Annotated in this window: 14 protein-coding genes; 6 read left to right on the forward strand and 8 right to left on the reverse strand. The window is 73.4% G+C overall.

Annotated features, from left to right (window positions below; genetic code table 11):
- Nucleotides 1–2: 2 nt before the first annotated feature.
- From ACIA8D_RS02450 to ACIA8D_RS02465, 4 genes are read right to left on the reverse strand one after another with little or no spacing between them, the layout of a single operon-like run.
- Complete coding sequence (locus ACIA8D_RS02450; RefSeq protein WP_399228029.1) at nucleotides 3–845, reverse strand: ABC transporter permease; 843 nt, start codon at nucleotides 843–845, stop codon at nucleotides 3–5.
- On the reverse strand, nucleotides 842–1,810 hold the full coding sequence (locus ACIA8D_RS02455; RefSeq protein ID WP_399228030.1) for an ABC transporter permease: 969 nt from the start codon (nucleotides 1,808–1,810) through the stop codon (nucleotides 842–844). The genes ACIA8D_RS02450 and ACIA8D_RS02455 overlap by 4 nt, the downstream gene beginning before the upstream one ends.
- A gap of 6 nt (nucleotides 1,811–1,816) precedes the next feature.
- Complete coding sequence (locus ACIA8D_RS02460; RefSeq protein WP_399228031.1) at nucleotides 1,817–3,496, reverse strand: ABC transporter substrate-binding protein; 1,680 nt, start codon at nucleotides 3,494–3,496, stop codon at nucleotides 1,817–1,819.
- The gene (locus tag ACIA8D_RS02465) at nucleotides 3,493–4,659 is read right to left on the reverse strand and encodes a C45 family autoproteolytic acyltransferase/hydolase (RefSeq protein ID WP_399228032.1); all 1,167 of its coding nucleotides are present in this window, start codon (nucleotides 4,657–4,659) and stop codon (nucleotides 3,493–3,495) included. Before ACIA8D_RS02465 ends, ACIA8D_RS02460 begins: the two co-directional genes overlap by 4 nt.
- A gap of 127 nt (nucleotides 4,660–4,786) precedes the next feature.
- Between ACIA8D_RS02465 and ACIA8D_RS02470 the strand changes: the two genes are divergently transcribed.
- Nucleotides 4,787–5,674, forward strand: a complete 888-nt coding sequence (locus tag ACIA8D_RS02470) for a MurR/RpiR family transcriptional regulator (protein ID WP_399228033.1) — start codon at nucleotides 4,787–4,789, stop codon at nucleotides 5,672–5,674.
- Nucleotides 5,675–5,716: 42 nt separating this feature from the next.
- On the opposite strand, the gene ACIA8D_RS02475 is transcribed toward ACIA8D_RS02470, so the two are convergent.
- The gene (locus ACIA8D_RS02475) at nucleotides 5,717–6,295 is read right to left on the reverse strand and encodes a helix-turn-helix domain-containing protein (protein ID WP_399228034.1); all 579 of its coding nucleotides are present in this window, start codon (nucleotides 6,293–6,295) and stop codon (nucleotides 5,717–5,719) included.
- Nucleotides 6,296–6,391: 96 nt separating this feature from the next.
- On the opposite strand from ACIA8D_RS02475, the gene ACIA8D_RS02480 reads away from it, so the two are divergent.
- Both ACIA8D_RS02480 and ACIA8D_RS02485 read left to right on the forward strand, forming a co-directional pair.
- Nucleotides 6,392–7,126, forward strand: a complete 735-nt coding sequence (locus ACIA8D_RS02480) for an AzlC family ABC transporter permease (protein WP_399228035.1) — start codon at nucleotides 6,392–6,394, stop codon at nucleotides 7,124–7,126.
- The gene (locus ACIA8D_RS02485) at nucleotides 7,123–7,437 is read left to right on the forward strand and encodes an AzlD domain-containing protein (RefSeq protein WP_399228036.1); all 315 of its coding nucleotides are present in this window, start codon (nucleotides 7,123–7,125) and stop codon (nucleotides 7,435–7,437) included. The genes ACIA8D_RS02480 and ACIA8D_RS02485 overlap by 4 nt, the downstream gene beginning before the upstream one ends.
- A 16-nt stretch (nucleotides 7,438–7,453) precedes the next feature.
- Here the strand turns inward: ACIA8D_RS02485 and ACIA8D_RS02490 are convergent, their stop codons facing one another.
- Complete coding sequence (locus tag ACIA8D_RS02490) at nucleotides 7,454–7,903, reverse strand: DUF2000 family protein (protein WP_399228037.1); 450 nt, start codon at nucleotides 7,901–7,903, stop codon at nucleotides 7,454–7,456.
- 49 nt (nucleotides 7,904–7,952) lie between these two features.
- Here ACIA8D_RS02490 and ACIA8D_RS02495 point away from each other — a divergent pair, with 49 nt between their 5' ends.
- Nucleotides 7,953–8,792, forward strand: a complete 840-nt coding sequence (locus ACIA8D_RS02495) for a helix-turn-helix domain-containing protein (RefSeq protein WP_399228038.1) — start codon at nucleotides 7,953–7,955, stop codon at nucleotides 8,790–8,792.
- Between the two features lie 31 nt (nucleotides 8,793–8,823).
- Here the strand turns inward: ACIA8D_RS02495 and ACIA8D_RS02500 are convergent, their stop codons facing one another.
- Nucleotides 8,824–10,308: an MFS transporter gene (locus ACIA8D_RS02500; RefSeq protein ID WP_399228039.1), complete on the reverse strand. Its 1,485-nt coding sequence runs from the start codon at nucleotides 10,306–10,308 to the stop codon at nucleotides 8,824–8,826.
- A gap of 246 nt (nucleotides 10,309–10,554) precedes the next feature.
- On the opposite strand from ACIA8D_RS02500, the gene ACIA8D_RS02505 reads away from it, so the two are divergent.
- Nucleotides 10,555–11,394, forward strand: a complete 840-nt coding sequence (locus ACIA8D_RS02505; protein ID WP_399228040.1) for a helix-turn-helix domain-containing protein — start codon at nucleotides 10,555–10,557, stop codon at nucleotides 11,392–11,394.
- Between the two features lie 67 nt (nucleotides 11,395–11,461).
- Here the strand turns inward: ACIA8D_RS02505 and ACIA8D_RS02510 are convergent, their stop codons facing one another.
- The gene (locus ACIA8D_RS02510) at nucleotides 11,462–12,790 is read right to left on the reverse strand and encodes an acetyl-CoA C-acetyltransferase (protein WP_399228041.1); all 1,329 of its coding nucleotides are present in this window, start codon (nucleotides 12,788–12,790) and stop codon (nucleotides 11,462–11,464) included.
- Nucleotides 12,791–12,878: 88 nt separating this feature from the next.
- Here ACIA8D_RS02510 and ACIA8D_RS02515 point away from each other — a divergent pair, with 88 nt between their 5' ends.
- Entirely contained in the window at nucleotides 12,879–14,207 is a 1,329-nt protein-coding gene (locus ACIA8D_RS02515) for a 3-oxoacyl-ACP reductase (RefSeq protein WP_399228042.1), read from the forward strand.
- Nucleotides 14,208–14,384: the final 177 nt, after the last annotated feature.

Here is a 14,384-nt window from a genome sequence, read left to right on the forward strand (position 1 = left end):
CATCAGGCCTGCTTTCCGAGGCGGTCGGCGGCCCACACCCCGACGACGTTGAAGGAGACGACGACCAGGGCGATCGCCGTGCCGGGGACGAGCGCGGGCAGGAGCGCGCCCTGGACGATCGCGGCCTGGCCCTCCTGGACCATCAGGCCCCAGTCGGAGGACGGCGGTTGGGCGCCGAACCCCAGGTAGGAGAGGGTCGCGAGCGACATCAGGGCCTCGCCGAAGAGGACGACGAGGTAGCCGAGGATCGACCGGCCCAGGTTCGGGACCAGGTGCAGCGCGCAGATCCGGGCGCCGCCCATGCCCTGGATCCGGTACGCGTCGACGTACGGCTTGCGGGCCTCGGACAGGGCGAGGGAGCGGGTGTACTTGGCGATGGTCGGGGTGAAGGCGAGGCCGAGGGCGAGGACCGCCGTCGTCATGCCCGCGCCGAACACGGCGATGATCAGGACCGTGAAGAGCAGGCCGGGGAAGGCGTACATCACGTCGGTGAGGCGGGAGACGAGCGTGTCCACCCAGCCGCCGCGCCACGCGGCGAGCACCCCGAGTGTGACGCCGAGGGCCGCGGCGACCACGAGCAGCGCGACCGGTGCGACGAGGCTGGACCGGGCCCCGTAGAGGACACGGGAGAGCAGGTCCTGGCCCGAGGAGTCGGTGCCGAGGAGGTGTTCGGTGCCGGTGCCGACGAGGGAGGCGGAGAGGTCGATGGCGTCGGGTGCGTAGGGCGCGAGCAGGGGCGCGGCGAGCGCCGCGAGGACGACGAGCGCGAGCACCGCTCCGGCGAGGTTGACGCCGAGCGGGCGCCGCGTGGTCCTGACCGGGGTCAGGGTGAGGGCCGCCGTCATGCGTGGGCCTCCTTCACTCTCGGGTCGAGGAGGGGGTGGGCCAGGTCGACGAGGGTCGTCACGACCACGTAGCCGGTGACCATCAGCAGCAGGACGGCCTGGGCGACCGGGAAGTCGTGGGTGTTGATGGCGTTGACGAGCAGGGAGCCGATGCCGCTGATGCCGAAGGCCGTCTCGACGACGACGGTGCCGGCGAGCATGCCCGCCATGACGAGGCCGCACATGGTGACGATGGGGCCGAGCGCGTTGCGCAGGACGTGCCTGCGGACGATCTCGCGTTCCGGGACGCCGGAAGCGCGGGCCGCCTCGACGTGGTCGGACGCCGAGGCGTCCGCCATGGCCTGCCGGGTGACGCGGCTGATGATGGCGAGCGCGCCGAGGGCGAGGGAGACGGCGGGCAGAGTCAGATGATGCAGGGTGCCGGCGAGGCCGGAGCCCGAGCCCGTCACCGGGAACCAGCCGAGCTGGACGCCGAACAGCGAGACCAGTGCGATCGCGGCCACGAACGAGGGGACGGACGCTGCAAGGGTCGTGCCGCCGACCACCGCCGAGTCGACCCATGTGGAGCGGCGCACCGCCGCGAGGATGCCGGCGCCGACGCCGAGGAGCACGTACAGGACCGTGGCGTACGCGACGAGTTCGAGCGTGGTGGCGAGGCGGGAGGAGATGAGGTCAGCGACCTGGTCGCCGTACTTGAAGGAGCGGCCGAGGTCGAGGTGGACGGTGTCCCACAGCCAGCGGCCGTACTGGACGACGAGCGGTTCGTCGAGGTGGTACTGGGCGCGGACCTCGGCGAGCCGTTCGGGGGTCAGCTTGTCCCGGCCGCCCGCGAGGAAGACCGCGGGGTCGCCGGGCGCCGCGTACACGGCGGCGAAGATGACGAACGAGGCGGCGACGAGGGTCGCGACCAGGCCGGCCAGGCGGCGGGAGAGCAGCGTCAGGGCGCGTACGGGGAATCGCTTCATGGCGTCCTACCCCTTTCTCGCGCCGAGCTGGGCGGCCCACGGGTAGTAGAGATAGGACTGCGAGGCCGTCGGCCCGGTCAGCTTCCTGTCCAGGACGAGGATCGTGGGGACCTGGGCCACCGGGATCCACACGGCGGACTCGACGAAGGTGCGCTGGACGGTGACGGCGAGCTCCGCGCGCGCGGCGTCGTCGAGGGTGCCGAGGGCCTGCTTCACCTGCCGGTCGTACGCGGCGTCCTTGAAGCCGACCCAGTTGTTCGAGGAGTCGGAGAGCCCGTTGTCGTAGAAGCCCATGGGGTCGGCCTTGGAGATGTACCAGTCGCCCACGAGTACGTCGATGTCGGCGCGGGCGCTCGGATCGCTGTAGAACTCCTCGAACTGGGCCGTCGGCACGGTCTTGATCTCCGCGCGGATGCCGACGCGTTGCAGGGCGGCGCGGGTGGCGTTCGCGATGACGGTGCGGCCCTGGCTCGCGTCGGTGCCGATGACGACGGGGTCGGTGGGGGCGCCGGCCTCCTTGACGAGCTTCTTGGCGCGGGCGAGGTCGGAGGCGGTGGGCGAGGCGGGCGCGAGGCGCGTCAACTTCTTCTGCGCGGCGGCGAATGCGGTCTTCTCGTAGCCCCAGGCGCCCGAGCCGACCGGTGTCGCCCACGGCTGTACCAGGCCGCCGTAGCCGGAGTCGGCGATGCCCGTGCGGTCGAGGGAGAGCGAGAGGGCGCGGCGGATTTTCGGGTCGGTGAGGCCGCCGCGGTCGGTGGGGATGAGGGCGAGGGCCGCGGTGGAGGGGCCGTAGTACTGCTTCAGGTCCTTGTCGGCGCGCAGGGCCGCCGCCGTGTTCGGGGACTCGGCGTACGCGCCGTCGGCCGCGCCCGTCTTGAGCGCGTTGACCAGGGCGCTGTCGGAGGCCCAGCGGAAGACGACCTCGCGGGTGAGGGGCTTCTTGCCCCAGTAGTCGTCGTAGGCGCGGATGGCGATCGAGTCGCCGGACTTCCAGCGGGCGAGTTCGTACGGTCCCGAGCAGGCGTCCGGCTGTCCCGGCGTGCCGAACTCCTTTCCTGACTTGGTGACCTGCTTCTTGTTCCAGACGATGCCCGCGTCGCCGGCCATGGCCTTGAGGAACATGGCGTCGGGCGTCTTGAAGGTGACGGTGACGCGGTGCGGCGCCGTCTTCTTCATCGAGGTGACGTTCTCGAACTCGTCGGACTGCTCCATGTCCTTGGACGCGTGCCGCTTCAGCGACCAGAGCACGTCGTCGGCGGTCAGCTTCGTGCCGTCGTGGAACGTGACGTCGTCGCGGACGGTGAAGGTCAACTTCCGTCCGTGGTCGGTGGATTCGGCCTTCTCGGCGAGCTGCGGCTTCGTCGTCATGTCCGGCTGGAGCTGGTAGAGGCGCTCGCAGACGTTGGTGAGGACGACGCGGCCCGCGCTGCTGCCCTGCGCGTCCAGGTCGAGGGAGTCCGGCTCGTCCTCCAGGAGCCAGTTCGCCTTCTTCACGGGGCCTGTGGCGGCGGGAGTGGTGGCGTCCAGCCGCAGGTCGGCGGCCGGGGTGCCGCCGCCCTCACCCTCGGGGCGGTCGGCGCCCGCGCAGGCGGTGGCGGCGAGGAGGGTGGCCGTGGCGAGCAGGGCCGCGGCCGGCACTCTTCGGGACTTCGTCGCCGCCGTCGGGCGACTCGTTGGGCGTCTCATCGGGCGTCTCCGTACGGGCCGTCGTAGAGGTTCCAGGGCAGGTGCTGGTAGTCGCGGTCGCAGGGGGTGCCCGCGGTGACGTGGTAGTCGCCGCTGGTCAGGTCCACGCAGGACGAGACGAGCGTCATCCAGTGCTTGACCTGCGGCTCGCGGGCGTCGGGGTGGGTGCACAGGGACTCGGGCAGTCCCAGGTGGTCCGACATCGCCTCCTTGATCAGCTTGCGGGACTCGTCGGGGCCGCCGGACTGCCGGAGCGCGGCGAGGCCCTGTTCGGCGCGCGGGACGCGGACCAGGGAGTCGGAGGACATCGGCCGGTAGTCGGCGGCGAGGGCCGCGGGGACGCCCGCCTGGTAGTGGTTGCCGTGCACGAGCAGGCCGTCCGTCGGGTACATCCAGCCGATGCCCGCGGGCGTCGTCTCCAGGTCGACGGCGAAGCCCTCCCGGCAGGTCAGCAGGGCGTTGCTGGCGATGTGGGCGCGGGTGCGGCACAGCACGTCGAGGGCGTCGGTGACAGTGTGCGTGTCGAGGACCCTGCGCCTCACGACGGTCTGCGGGAGGCCGATCGCGTCGTCGAAGCGGCCGCCGAGTCCGTTGGCGTTGAGCGCGATTCCGGCGGAGTTGGCACCCTGGCGGCCGATCTGGCCCGCCTCCACCTGCATGATCACGGTGGGCTTGGGCGGCTGGACGATCCGGATCATGACGACGGTGTCGGCGACCCCGGCCCGCCAGTCCCAGTTCTGTCCCGCCCAGACGTGGCCGTCGCCGCTGGCCCCGCCGAAGGCGGCGAAGGAGGTGCAGCCCTCGGCGGGCTCGTCCTCCTCCCCGGCGGCCATGTCCTTGAAGGAGCGGTCGTAGATGACCTCGCCGCGGGCGTTGAGCGCGAGGACGTCCAGGATGTCGACGCCGGCCCCGTCGGCGATCCCCCGCATCTCGTCGAGGAGTTCGGGGGCGTACGCGCGCACCGGCTCCAGCCAGCGGGCCGCGCGCGCCGTGACCCGGTCCCAGGTCAGACCGGCGGAGTGGCCGAAGGCCTGCTCGTAGTAGCCGATGGCGGCGTGCAGTTGGGGGCGTACGGCCTCGCCGTACTGGCGGCCGCGCTCCAGAGGGGTGCCGCTGATGTCGATGGCCGGGAGGGTCCTGGGTGCGGTGGTGCGGGGTGCCATTGTTCTCCTCGCCACGGAGAGGGTCCGTCTCCCGAAACCGTGCTGTAACGTCGATTACGAGATGCTCTCCACTTGGAATGCGTTGCCCAGGAGAGTAACGGCCGTCACACGAGAGTCAATAGCTGTAATGGAAATTACCAACGGGGCCGCCCGGCTGCGCGGCGCCGTGCGCGAGCACTGGGACGAACTGTCCGCGTCCGAGCGGGCCGTGGCCCAGTACCTGGTCAGCGCGCCCACCGAGTCCCTGCTGTTCGCCTCCGCACAGGAGCTGGGGACGGCGAGCGGCACCAGCAACGCGAGCGTGGTGCGCACACTGCAACGGCTCGGGTACGCGGGGCTGCCCGCGCTCAAGCGCGAGCTGGCCTCGGACCTCACGAACGCGGTGGCCCCCGAGGTGCGGCTCAAGCAGCGCATCGACCATGTGGGCCGCGACCTGGACGCGATCTGGGGCGAGGTGTTCGACGAGGCCGCGGAGCGCATCGAGCACGCGCGGCGGCTGACCCCCGGCGAGGCCCTGCGGGCGGCGGTGGGCTTCCTGGCGGAGGCCGGCGAGATCCACTGCTACGGGGTCGCCGCCTCCGAACTCGCCGCGCGGCACCTGGCGTTGGCGCTCGGCAGGGTCGGGCGCCGGGCGCAGTACGTCGGGGCCACCGGCTTCGCCCTCGCGGACCAGCTGCTGCGACTGCGCCAGGGCGACGCGGTCGTGATCTTCCAACCGGGCCGCGATCTGCCCGAGTTGACGGTGCTGATCGACCGGGCGCGGACGGTGGGCGCGCGGGTCGTCCTGGTCACGGACGAGCTGGCCGAGCGGTACGGGGAGCGGGTCGACGCGGTGCTCACCGCCCCGCACACGCCCACGGGGATCACCGCGGAGGCGCTGACGGCGCTGGTCGTGGCGGACGCCCTGCTGCTGGCCATGACGACGCTCGACGAAGGACGCGCCGTGGAGACGTCGCACCAGCTCACGGTGTTGCGGGAGCAGTTGCTGCGCCCCGGCGGCGCCAGGAGGAAGTGAGCCCCGCGGCCGCCTGCTAGGGCTTGCCGTTTGGATCAGGCCCTAGGTGTGCTGCATCACCAGTACGCAGGTGGTCCCCGGCTCCAGCGCCCGGCAGGTGTGCGGCAGGTCGCCGGGGTACGAGAGGTAGTCGCCGGGTGCGAGCTCGACGGGCTCCTCCGTCGGGCCCGCGAGGACCCGGCCCGTCGCGACGACCAGGTGTTCCGTGGTGCCGGGCAGATGGGGCTCGGAGTCGCGCGGGCTGCCCGGTTCGACCTGGAGGAAGTAGAGGTCGCGGCGGGCGCCGGGCGGGCTCGCGGAGAGCAGCGCCGCGCTGTAGCTGGCCACTTCGGAGGGGACCGCAGGGCCCTGGCCCGCGCGGATGACGTGGACGGCGGCGCGCGGCGGATCGAGCAGGAGGCTCGGCGGGACCTCCAGGGCGACGCTCAGCGCCCACAGGGTCTCCAGGCCCGGCTTCCCGTTCGCGGCCTCCAGCTGGGACAGCGTGGACTTCGCGATGCCGGCCCGTTTGGCCAGTTCGGAGAGGGAGAGCCCGGCGCGGGTGCGCTCGCGGCGCAGCGCCGCGGCGATCCGGTCGAGCGGGAGGCGGGCGGGTGCGCCCTCGCCGGCCGTCTCGGTCATACGTGCTCCCGTTCGTCGCCCACCGCCATGTCGTTCGCCACAGCAAGCCTATCGTTCGGCTTGACGAACGCCCAGGGGTGCGCGCATGCTCCTGCCATGCGTTCGTCATACCGAACACTCGGCCCGCCACACCGAACATTCTCAGGTCGAACGGGTCGAATACCCGCCATCGATCCCCGGCTGCTCCGCGACTGCGCCCTCGTCTGGCTCGCCGACGGGGTCGTCGGCCTGTCGTTCGGCGCGGTCTCGGTCGCGAGCGGACTGCCGATGTGGGTGCCCGTCGCGATGTCGCTGCTCGTGTTCGCGGGGTCCGCGCAGTTCAGCGCGGTGGGGGTGTTCGCCGCGGGCGGCGGCCCGTTCGCCGCGGCCGCGACCGGTCTGGTCCTGAACACCCGCACCGCCGCGTTCAGCCTCGCGATCTCCGACGCGCTCGGCCCGTCCTGGTTCGCGCGGCTCGTGGGCGCGCACCTGGTGACCGACGAGACGGCCGCGTTCGTGATGGCGGAGAAGGACCCGGCCCGCAGGCGCACCGCCTTCTGGGTCTCCGGCGTCGGCCTCTTCGTCGCGTGGAACGTGAGCGTCCTGCTCGGCGCCCTCGCCGGATCGGCGCTCGGCGACACCGACCGCTTCGGGCTCGACGCGGCGTTCCCCGCGGTGCTGCTCGCGCTGGTGCTGCCCGCGCTGCGGGACGGGCACGGGGTGCGGCGGGCCGCGGCGGCGGGCGCGGTGCTCGCGGTCGCCGCCACGCCGTTCCTGCCCGCGGGCGTCCCGGTGCTGCTCGCCCTCGCCGGGCTGCTGTTCGCCAAGAGCCCCGCCGGGAGGACCGCGTGAACGCCCAGCTGATCGCCGTGCTCGCCCTCGCGGCCGGGACCTACGCCTTCCGGCTCGCGGGCCCGCTGCTGCACGGCCGGGTCCACCTCCCCGTACGCGTACAGGAGTTGCTCACCGACGGCGCCACCGTCCTGCTCGTCGCGCTGCTCGCCACCGGGGCCCTCATGGCGGGCCAGGAGTTCGCCGGCTGGGCGCGGCCCGTCGGGGTGCTGGCCGGCGGGGTGCTGGCGTGGCGGCGGGCGCCGTTCGCGGCGGTGGTCGTGGGCGCGGCGGCGGTGACCGGGCTGCTGCGGCTCGCGGGACTTCCGTAGCAGCCCGCACCGCGCCTCACGGGTGCATTCGGGCGCCCTTGAGGATCTTGTCCACCGCGTTGCGGGGGCCGTGGACCGCGAGGCCCACCAGGTCGAGTTCGGGGGTGGACACGGCTCGTACCGCCGCCCTGTTGTCGGTGTCGTTGCCGGTGGCGAAGAGGTCGGACGTGAAGACCGCGCGGGGCACGGCGCGGCGCAGGGCGCGTTCGTGGGCGGTCCGCAGGAGGGCCTTGTCGCCCTCGAAGACCAGCACCGGCTGGCGGAACATCGGCAGGTACGGGGTGCCGTCCGCGTCCTCGTAGGGTGCGCCGATCACCTCGGGCAGCTGGGTGCCGAGGCCGCTGACCAGGAAGGCCGTCACGTTCAGGCGCTGCCAGGTCTCCAGGTCGTCCCGGAGCAGGACGGCGATCTTGGTGTCGAAGCGGACGGGGGCCGGGGCGGCGGGGGCGGTGGTCTCGGTGCTCATGGCTTGAGACTGCCGCCCGCCGTCCCCGCCGGTCTTGTACGTTTTTTGCATGCCCAGCGGCAGTGAACAGATCACCGCGTGGCGGCCCCGCGTGCCGGGCGTCACGGAGGTCTTCCACGCCCGCTTCACTCGGCACGCCTATCCGATGCACGTGCACGACACCTGGACGCTGCTCATCGTCGACGAGGGCGCGGTCCGCTACGACCTGGAGCGGCACGAGCACGGGACGCCGCTCGGCACCGTCTCACTGCTGCCGCCGCAGGTTCCGCACAACGGGCAGGCCGCAACGCCGGAGGGGTTCCGCAAGCGGGTGCTGTACCTGGACGCGGCGGGCGACGGGCCGCTCGACGCCTCCTTCATCGGGGCCGCCGTGGACCGGCCCGACCTGGTGGATCCGCCGCTGCGGCGGCGCATCGGGCAACTGCACGCCGCGCTCGCGCACCCCGGCGACGAGCTGGAGGCCGCGGCCCGGCTCGAACTCGTCGGGGAGCGGCTCCGCGAACGGTTGCGGCCCGCCCTCGCCGAGGTCCGCAGAACCGGGCCGGACCGGCGCGTCGCCGCCACGCTGCGGGAGCTGCTCGACGAGCGGGTGACCGAAGGGGTCGACCTGAAGGAGGCGGCCGGGCTGGTGCACGCGCATCCGGCGCATCTGGTGCGGTCGTTCGGGGCCGCGTACGGGATCGCTCCGCATCAGTACCTGATGGCGCGGCGGGTCGACCGGGCGCGGAGGTTGCTGCTCGGCGGGCAGGCCCCCGCGGAGGTGGCGGAGGCCTGTGGGTTTTATGACCAGTCGCATTTGACGCGGTGCTTCAAGCGGGTGGTGGGGGTTCCGCCGGGGCGCTATGCGCGCGGCGACCGGTCGGGGGGCGTTGCGGCGAGGCGGGGCTGACGTCTCGGGGCTCCGCCCCGGACCCCGCTGCTCAATCGCCGCAGGGGCTTGATGTGCCGGACGGGCTTGATGTGCCGGACGTGCTTGATGCGCGCAGCATCATCCCGCTCAGCAGTGCCGTCGCCACCAGCAGTGTGCCTGCCGCCACCAGGCTCACCCGCATCCCGGTCAGGGAGAACGTGCCCTCGCCGTTGCTCGCGAGGAGGGTGCCGAAGACGGCCACCGCCAGTGCGCCGCCCGTCTGACGGAGGGCGTTGAGGAGGCCGGAGGCCGTGCCGACCCGCGGGCCCGGGACCGCGTCCATCAGCATCGCCGTGACCGCGGGGATCGCGAACGCGCCGCCGAGGCCGGTGGGGACGAGCAGGAGCAGGAGCAGCCAGGTCGGGGTGTGCGCCGTCAGCGGCAGGAGCGCGAACATCGCGAGGGCCAGGACGAGTTGGCCGGTGACGACGACCGGGCGGCGGCCGAAGCGTTCGGCCATGCGGGGCGAGATCAGGTTCGTGCCGGTGATCAGGACGGCGAGGGGGACGAAGACGAGGCCCGCCGCCGTCGCCGTCATGCCGCGCAGCTGCTGAAGGTAGAGGCCGAGCAGGAAGACCACACCGTAGAAGCCCACGTTGACGGCGAAGCCGACCGCGAGGGACACCGAGACCGTGCGGTCGCGCAGCATGGCCAGCGGGACCATGGGCGCGCGGTGGCGCCTCTCCGTGACGTAGAAGGCGATCGCCGAGGCGACCGCGACCGCCAGGGCCGCGAGGCCCGTGCCGCCGCCCTCGATGACCGCGAAGGTCAGGCCCGCGAGCGTGAGGACCGCGGTGAGCTGGCCGGGGACGTCGAGCGGTGCGGGGCGGCACGGAGAGGGCGCGACCTTCGTGAGCAGCGCCAGGATCGCGGCGCCGACGGGCAGGTTGAGGAAGAACACCGCGCGCCAGCCCACGTGTTCGGTGAGTACGCCGCCGAGCACCGGGCCCGCCGCCATCGCCACCGAACCGCCGACCGTCCACAGGGCGATGGCCCGCGCCCGCCGCCGCGCGTCGTCGTACGCCTCCCGGATCAGCGCGAGCGAGGCGGGCATCAGCACTGCGGCCGCCCCGCCCTGCACGACCCGCGCCGCGATCAGCGCGCCCAGACCGGGGGCCATGGCGCAGGCCAGCGAGGCGAGGGTGAACAGGGTGGTGCCGAGGACGTAGGCGCGGCGGGCGCCGGTGCGGTCGGAGAGGGCCCCGGCCGACAGCATCAGGCCGGCGAACATCAGCGTGTACGCGTCCGCCACCCATTGCAGCCCGGTCATGCCGCTGTGCAGGTCGGCGCGGATGCCGGGCAGGGCGATGTTCACGGCCGAGACGTCTATGGTGATCACGGCGAAGCCGAGCAGCGCGGCGAGGAGGGCGGCGGTGCGACCGGTATGGCCTGGGTGGCCGGTGTGGTCCTTGCCGTCAGTGCGGGCGGGCGCGGACGCCTCGGTGTCGGGTACGGAACGCGTACGAGTGCGGGCTCTGGCGGCGACGGTGGTCACGCTGTCCTCCTGGGGGGCACGGTGTGCGAAGTGCGGGTGGGCGGCAGGCACGGGCCGCGGCCCTGTGACATGCACTCCCTGGGCCCCGGGCCCTTCGGTGAAGGGCCCTTGCCTGCCCGCCACCCGCAGCGAGGACAACTCTGCGGCCGCGCGGCGAAAGGTGGCAGGCCGCGCTCCACCGGGGTGCCGCGTTCCTGGCCCTGACACGGCCCCCCACCGCGCTCGACGACCGTGGACAATGCACGTATGGCTGAGACCACGGAACTGGGCCGCTACCTGCGAGCCCGCAGGGGGCAGGTGACACCGGCCGACGCAGGCCTGCCCGCGGGCACGGGCCTGCGGCGCACGCCCGGACTTCGCCGCGAGGAGCTCGCGACCCTCGCCGGGGTGAGCGTCGACTACTACACGCGCCTGGAGCGCGGCCGCGAGACCAACCCCTCCCCCGCCGTGATCGACGCCATCGCCCACGCGCTGCGGCTGCGCGGCGACGCCCACGAGCGGCTCCACGACCTGGCCGAGATGGCCTCGGGCCGGCACACCGAACCCCGCCCCACCACCGACGACACGGTGCGCGATTCGGTGCTGCGGATGCTGGAGGCGCTGCGGCCGATGCCCGCGTACGTGGTCAGCCGCTTCAACTACGTGCTCGCGGCGAACGCGCCGGGCCGCCGCCTGCTGCCCGGCCTGTGGGACCTGCCCGCCGAGCAGCGCAACATCACGCGCTACCTCTTCCTGCACCCGGTCGGGCGGGCCCTGTACGTGCCGTGGGAGGAGACGGTGACCGCGTCGGTCGCCCACCTGCGGGCCATCGGCGGCACCGAGGCGGACGACCCGAGGATGGCGGCGCTGGTCGGCGAACTCCTCCTGAAGTCACCGGACTTCGCCCGCATCTGGAACCGGTACGACGTGCACGAGCGCAGCGGCGGCACGAAGTCCTTCGACCATCCGAAGGTGGGCGCGATGACGCTCACCTTCGAGGTGATGCAACTGGCCCGGACGGGCGGCCAGCGGATGGTCGTCTACCAGGCTCCCGCGGGGTCACCGGACGAGGAGGCGGTACTGAAGTTGGACCCTGCAGGGGCTTGATCCATCAAGCCCCTGCGGCGATTGAGCAGCGGGGTCCGGGGCAGAGCCCCGCGGCGTCAACCATGGTTCAGGCCCGCTCAAGGACGGCCGTGACCCCTTGTCCGCCCGCGGCGCAGATCGAGATCAACCCGCGGCCCGAACCACCCCGCTCCGCAAGCAACGTGGCAAGCGTGGCAACGATCCTCGCCCCCGTCGCCGCGAACGGATGCCCGGTCGCGAGGGACGACCCCGCCACGTTCAACCGGTCCCGGTCGACCGGCGCCAGCCCCGCCTTCTCCCACGCGGCGAGCGTCGCAAGCACCTGCGAGGCGAACGCCTCGTGCACCTCGACCAGGTCGAAGTCCTCGATCCCGAGCCCGGCCCGCTCCAGCATCCGCGGCACGGCGTACGCGGGCGCCATGAGCAGCCCGTCGCCCTCGCCGCCCCTGACGTCACCGTCAACGAAGTCCACTGCCGCCGTCTCGTACGCGGTCAGATACGCGAGGGGTTCGAGGCCGCGCGCGGCCGCCCACTCCTCGCTCGCGAGCAGCACCACCGCCGCGCCGTCCGTGAGCGGCGTCGAATTGCCCGCCGTCATCGTCGGGTTGGCATCCTTCGTGCCGAAAACCGGCTTCAGGGAAGCCAGTTTCTCGACGGTCGAGCCCGGCCGCAGGTTCTGGTCGCGCTCAAGTCCCCGGTAGGGAACGACGAGTTCGTCGAGCAGGCCGCGCTCGTACGCCGCCGCGAGCCGCTGATGACTGGTGGCGGCCAGCTCGTCCTGGGCCTCGCGGGCGATGCCCCACGCACGCGCGGTGGCGGCGGCGTGCTCGCCCATGGACAGGCGGGTGCGCGGCTCGGCGTTGCGCGGGATGTCGGGGACCAGGTGCCCCGGCCTGACCTTGGAGAGGGCCTTGATCCGGGCGCCGGTCGACTTGGCGCGCCGGGCCTCCAGGAGGATCTTGCGCAGACGGTCGTTGACGCCGAGCGGGGCGTCGCTCGCGGTGTCGGAGCCGCCCGCGATCGCGCTCTCGGCCTGGCCGAGCGCGATCTTGTTGGCGGCTGCGATCACGGCCTGGAGGCCGGTGCCGCAGGCCTGCTGGATGTCGTACGCGGGCGTGCGCGGGTCCAGCAGCGAGCCGAGCACGGTCTCGCGCGCAAGGTTGAAGTCGCGGCTGTGCTTGAGCACGGCACCCGCCACGAACTCGCCGACGGCGCCCGGCTCGTGGAGCTTAGCGCGGCTCACGAGGCCGTCGAGCGCGGCGGTCAGCATGTCCTGGTTGGACGCGGTCGCGTACGGGCCGTCGGAGCGCGCGAACGGGATGCGGCTGCCGGCGACGACCGCGACGCGGCGCGGGGCCTTTCCTACGAGGGGGGCTCCTACGGCGGGGGCGGCAGGGCCCTTCGGGGTTCGCGCCATGTCCGGCAGCTCCTGAGCTCTCGACAAGTTCTGACCATTGAGTAACCTTACTCTCTAGTAAATTTACGACCGAGCTGGGAGCTGGACAATGGCCGACCGCTATCTGAACTTCACCGGCACGGCCCCGGGCCGCTTCCTGACCCGCCGCCTCGGCCTGCCGCAGCCCGCACCGCTGCACCGCTTCAGCCCCGAACACCCGCGTCTGAACGGGCAGTTGCTGCACCTCACGGCGGGCGAGCCCGCGCACCGCGACGAACTGGGCAAGCTGCTCGCCGGCACCGGGCTCGACGTCGTGACCGCCGCCTCCGCCGAGCGGCCCGCCGCCGCGGTCGTCGACGCCACCGCCGTCACCGGCCTCGACTCCCTCGCCGAGGTGCACGCCGCGCTGCACCCGGTCGTCCGGTCGATGGCGACGGGCGGCCGCGTGATCGTCATCGGCGCGCCGCCGTCGCCCGACGACCACCACCAGGCCGCCGCCCAGCAGGGCCTCGAGGGCTTCGTGCGCTCGCTCGGCAAGGAGATCGGCCGCGGCCGCACCGTGAACCTGATGCGCGTCGCGGGCGCGGTGGCCGACGCGGAGTCGACCCTGCGCTTCCTGCTGTCGCCGAAGTCGGCGTACGTGAGCGGGCAGGTGATCCAGGTCGGCGGCGCCGGCGACGGGGCGGCCGCCCCCGACGACTGGGACCGGCCGCTCGCCGGCCGCACCGCGCTCGTCACCGGCGCCGCGCGCGGCATCGGCGAGGCCGTCGCCGAGACCCTCGTACGGGACGGGGCCGAGGTCGTCCTGCTCGACGTGCCGTCCGCCGAGGCCGACCTCGCGAAGGTCGCGGGGCGGCTCGGCGGGCGCGCGCTGCCGCTGGACATCACGGCCGCCGACGCGGGCGAACGGATCGCGGAGTTCGTGCCCGACGGCCTCGACACCCTCGTGCACAACGCGGGCATCACCCGCGACCGACGCCTGGCCAACATGCCCGCCGAGCGCTGGAGTTCGGTCCTGGAGGTCAACCTCGCGAGCGTGCTGCGGACGACGGACTCGCTGCTCGCGGCGGGGGCCGTGCGGCGCGGCGGGTCGATCGTCGCCACCGCCTCCATCGCCGGGCTCGCCGGCAACGCCGGGCAGACCAACTACGCGGCCAGCAAGGCGGGAATCGTCGGCCTCGTACGGTCGCTGGCGCCGCGGGCCGCCGCGGAGCACGGGGTCACGGTGAACGCGGTGGCGCCCGGCTTCATCGAGACGAAGATGACGGCGGCGGTGCCGCTGTTCATCCGGGAGGCCGGGCGGCGCATGAACTCCCTTGGACAGGGCGGGCTTCCGGTGGACGTGGCGGAGACGACGTCGTGGTTCGCGTCCCCGGGGTCGGGGGCGGTGAACGGGCAGGTGGTCCGGGTGTGCGGGCAGTCGCTCCTCGGAGCGTAAGCCCTCCGGGCGGGGCGGGGCGGGTCGGGTGGGCGGGGGACCCCGCGGCCCCGCCCCGGCACGCCTACCCGTCCTCCGGCCTGGGGGGGGGGGGGGGGGGGGGGGGGGGGGGGGGGGGGGGGGGGGGGGGGGGGGGGGGGGGGGGGGGGGGGGGGGGGGGGGGGGGGGGGGGGGGGG

The sequence above is a fragment of the Streptomyces sp. NPDC051684 genome (genome assembly GCF_044453445.1).
Classification (GTDB): Bacteria; Actinomycetota; Actinomycetes; order Streptomycetales; family Streptomycetaceae; genus Streptomyces.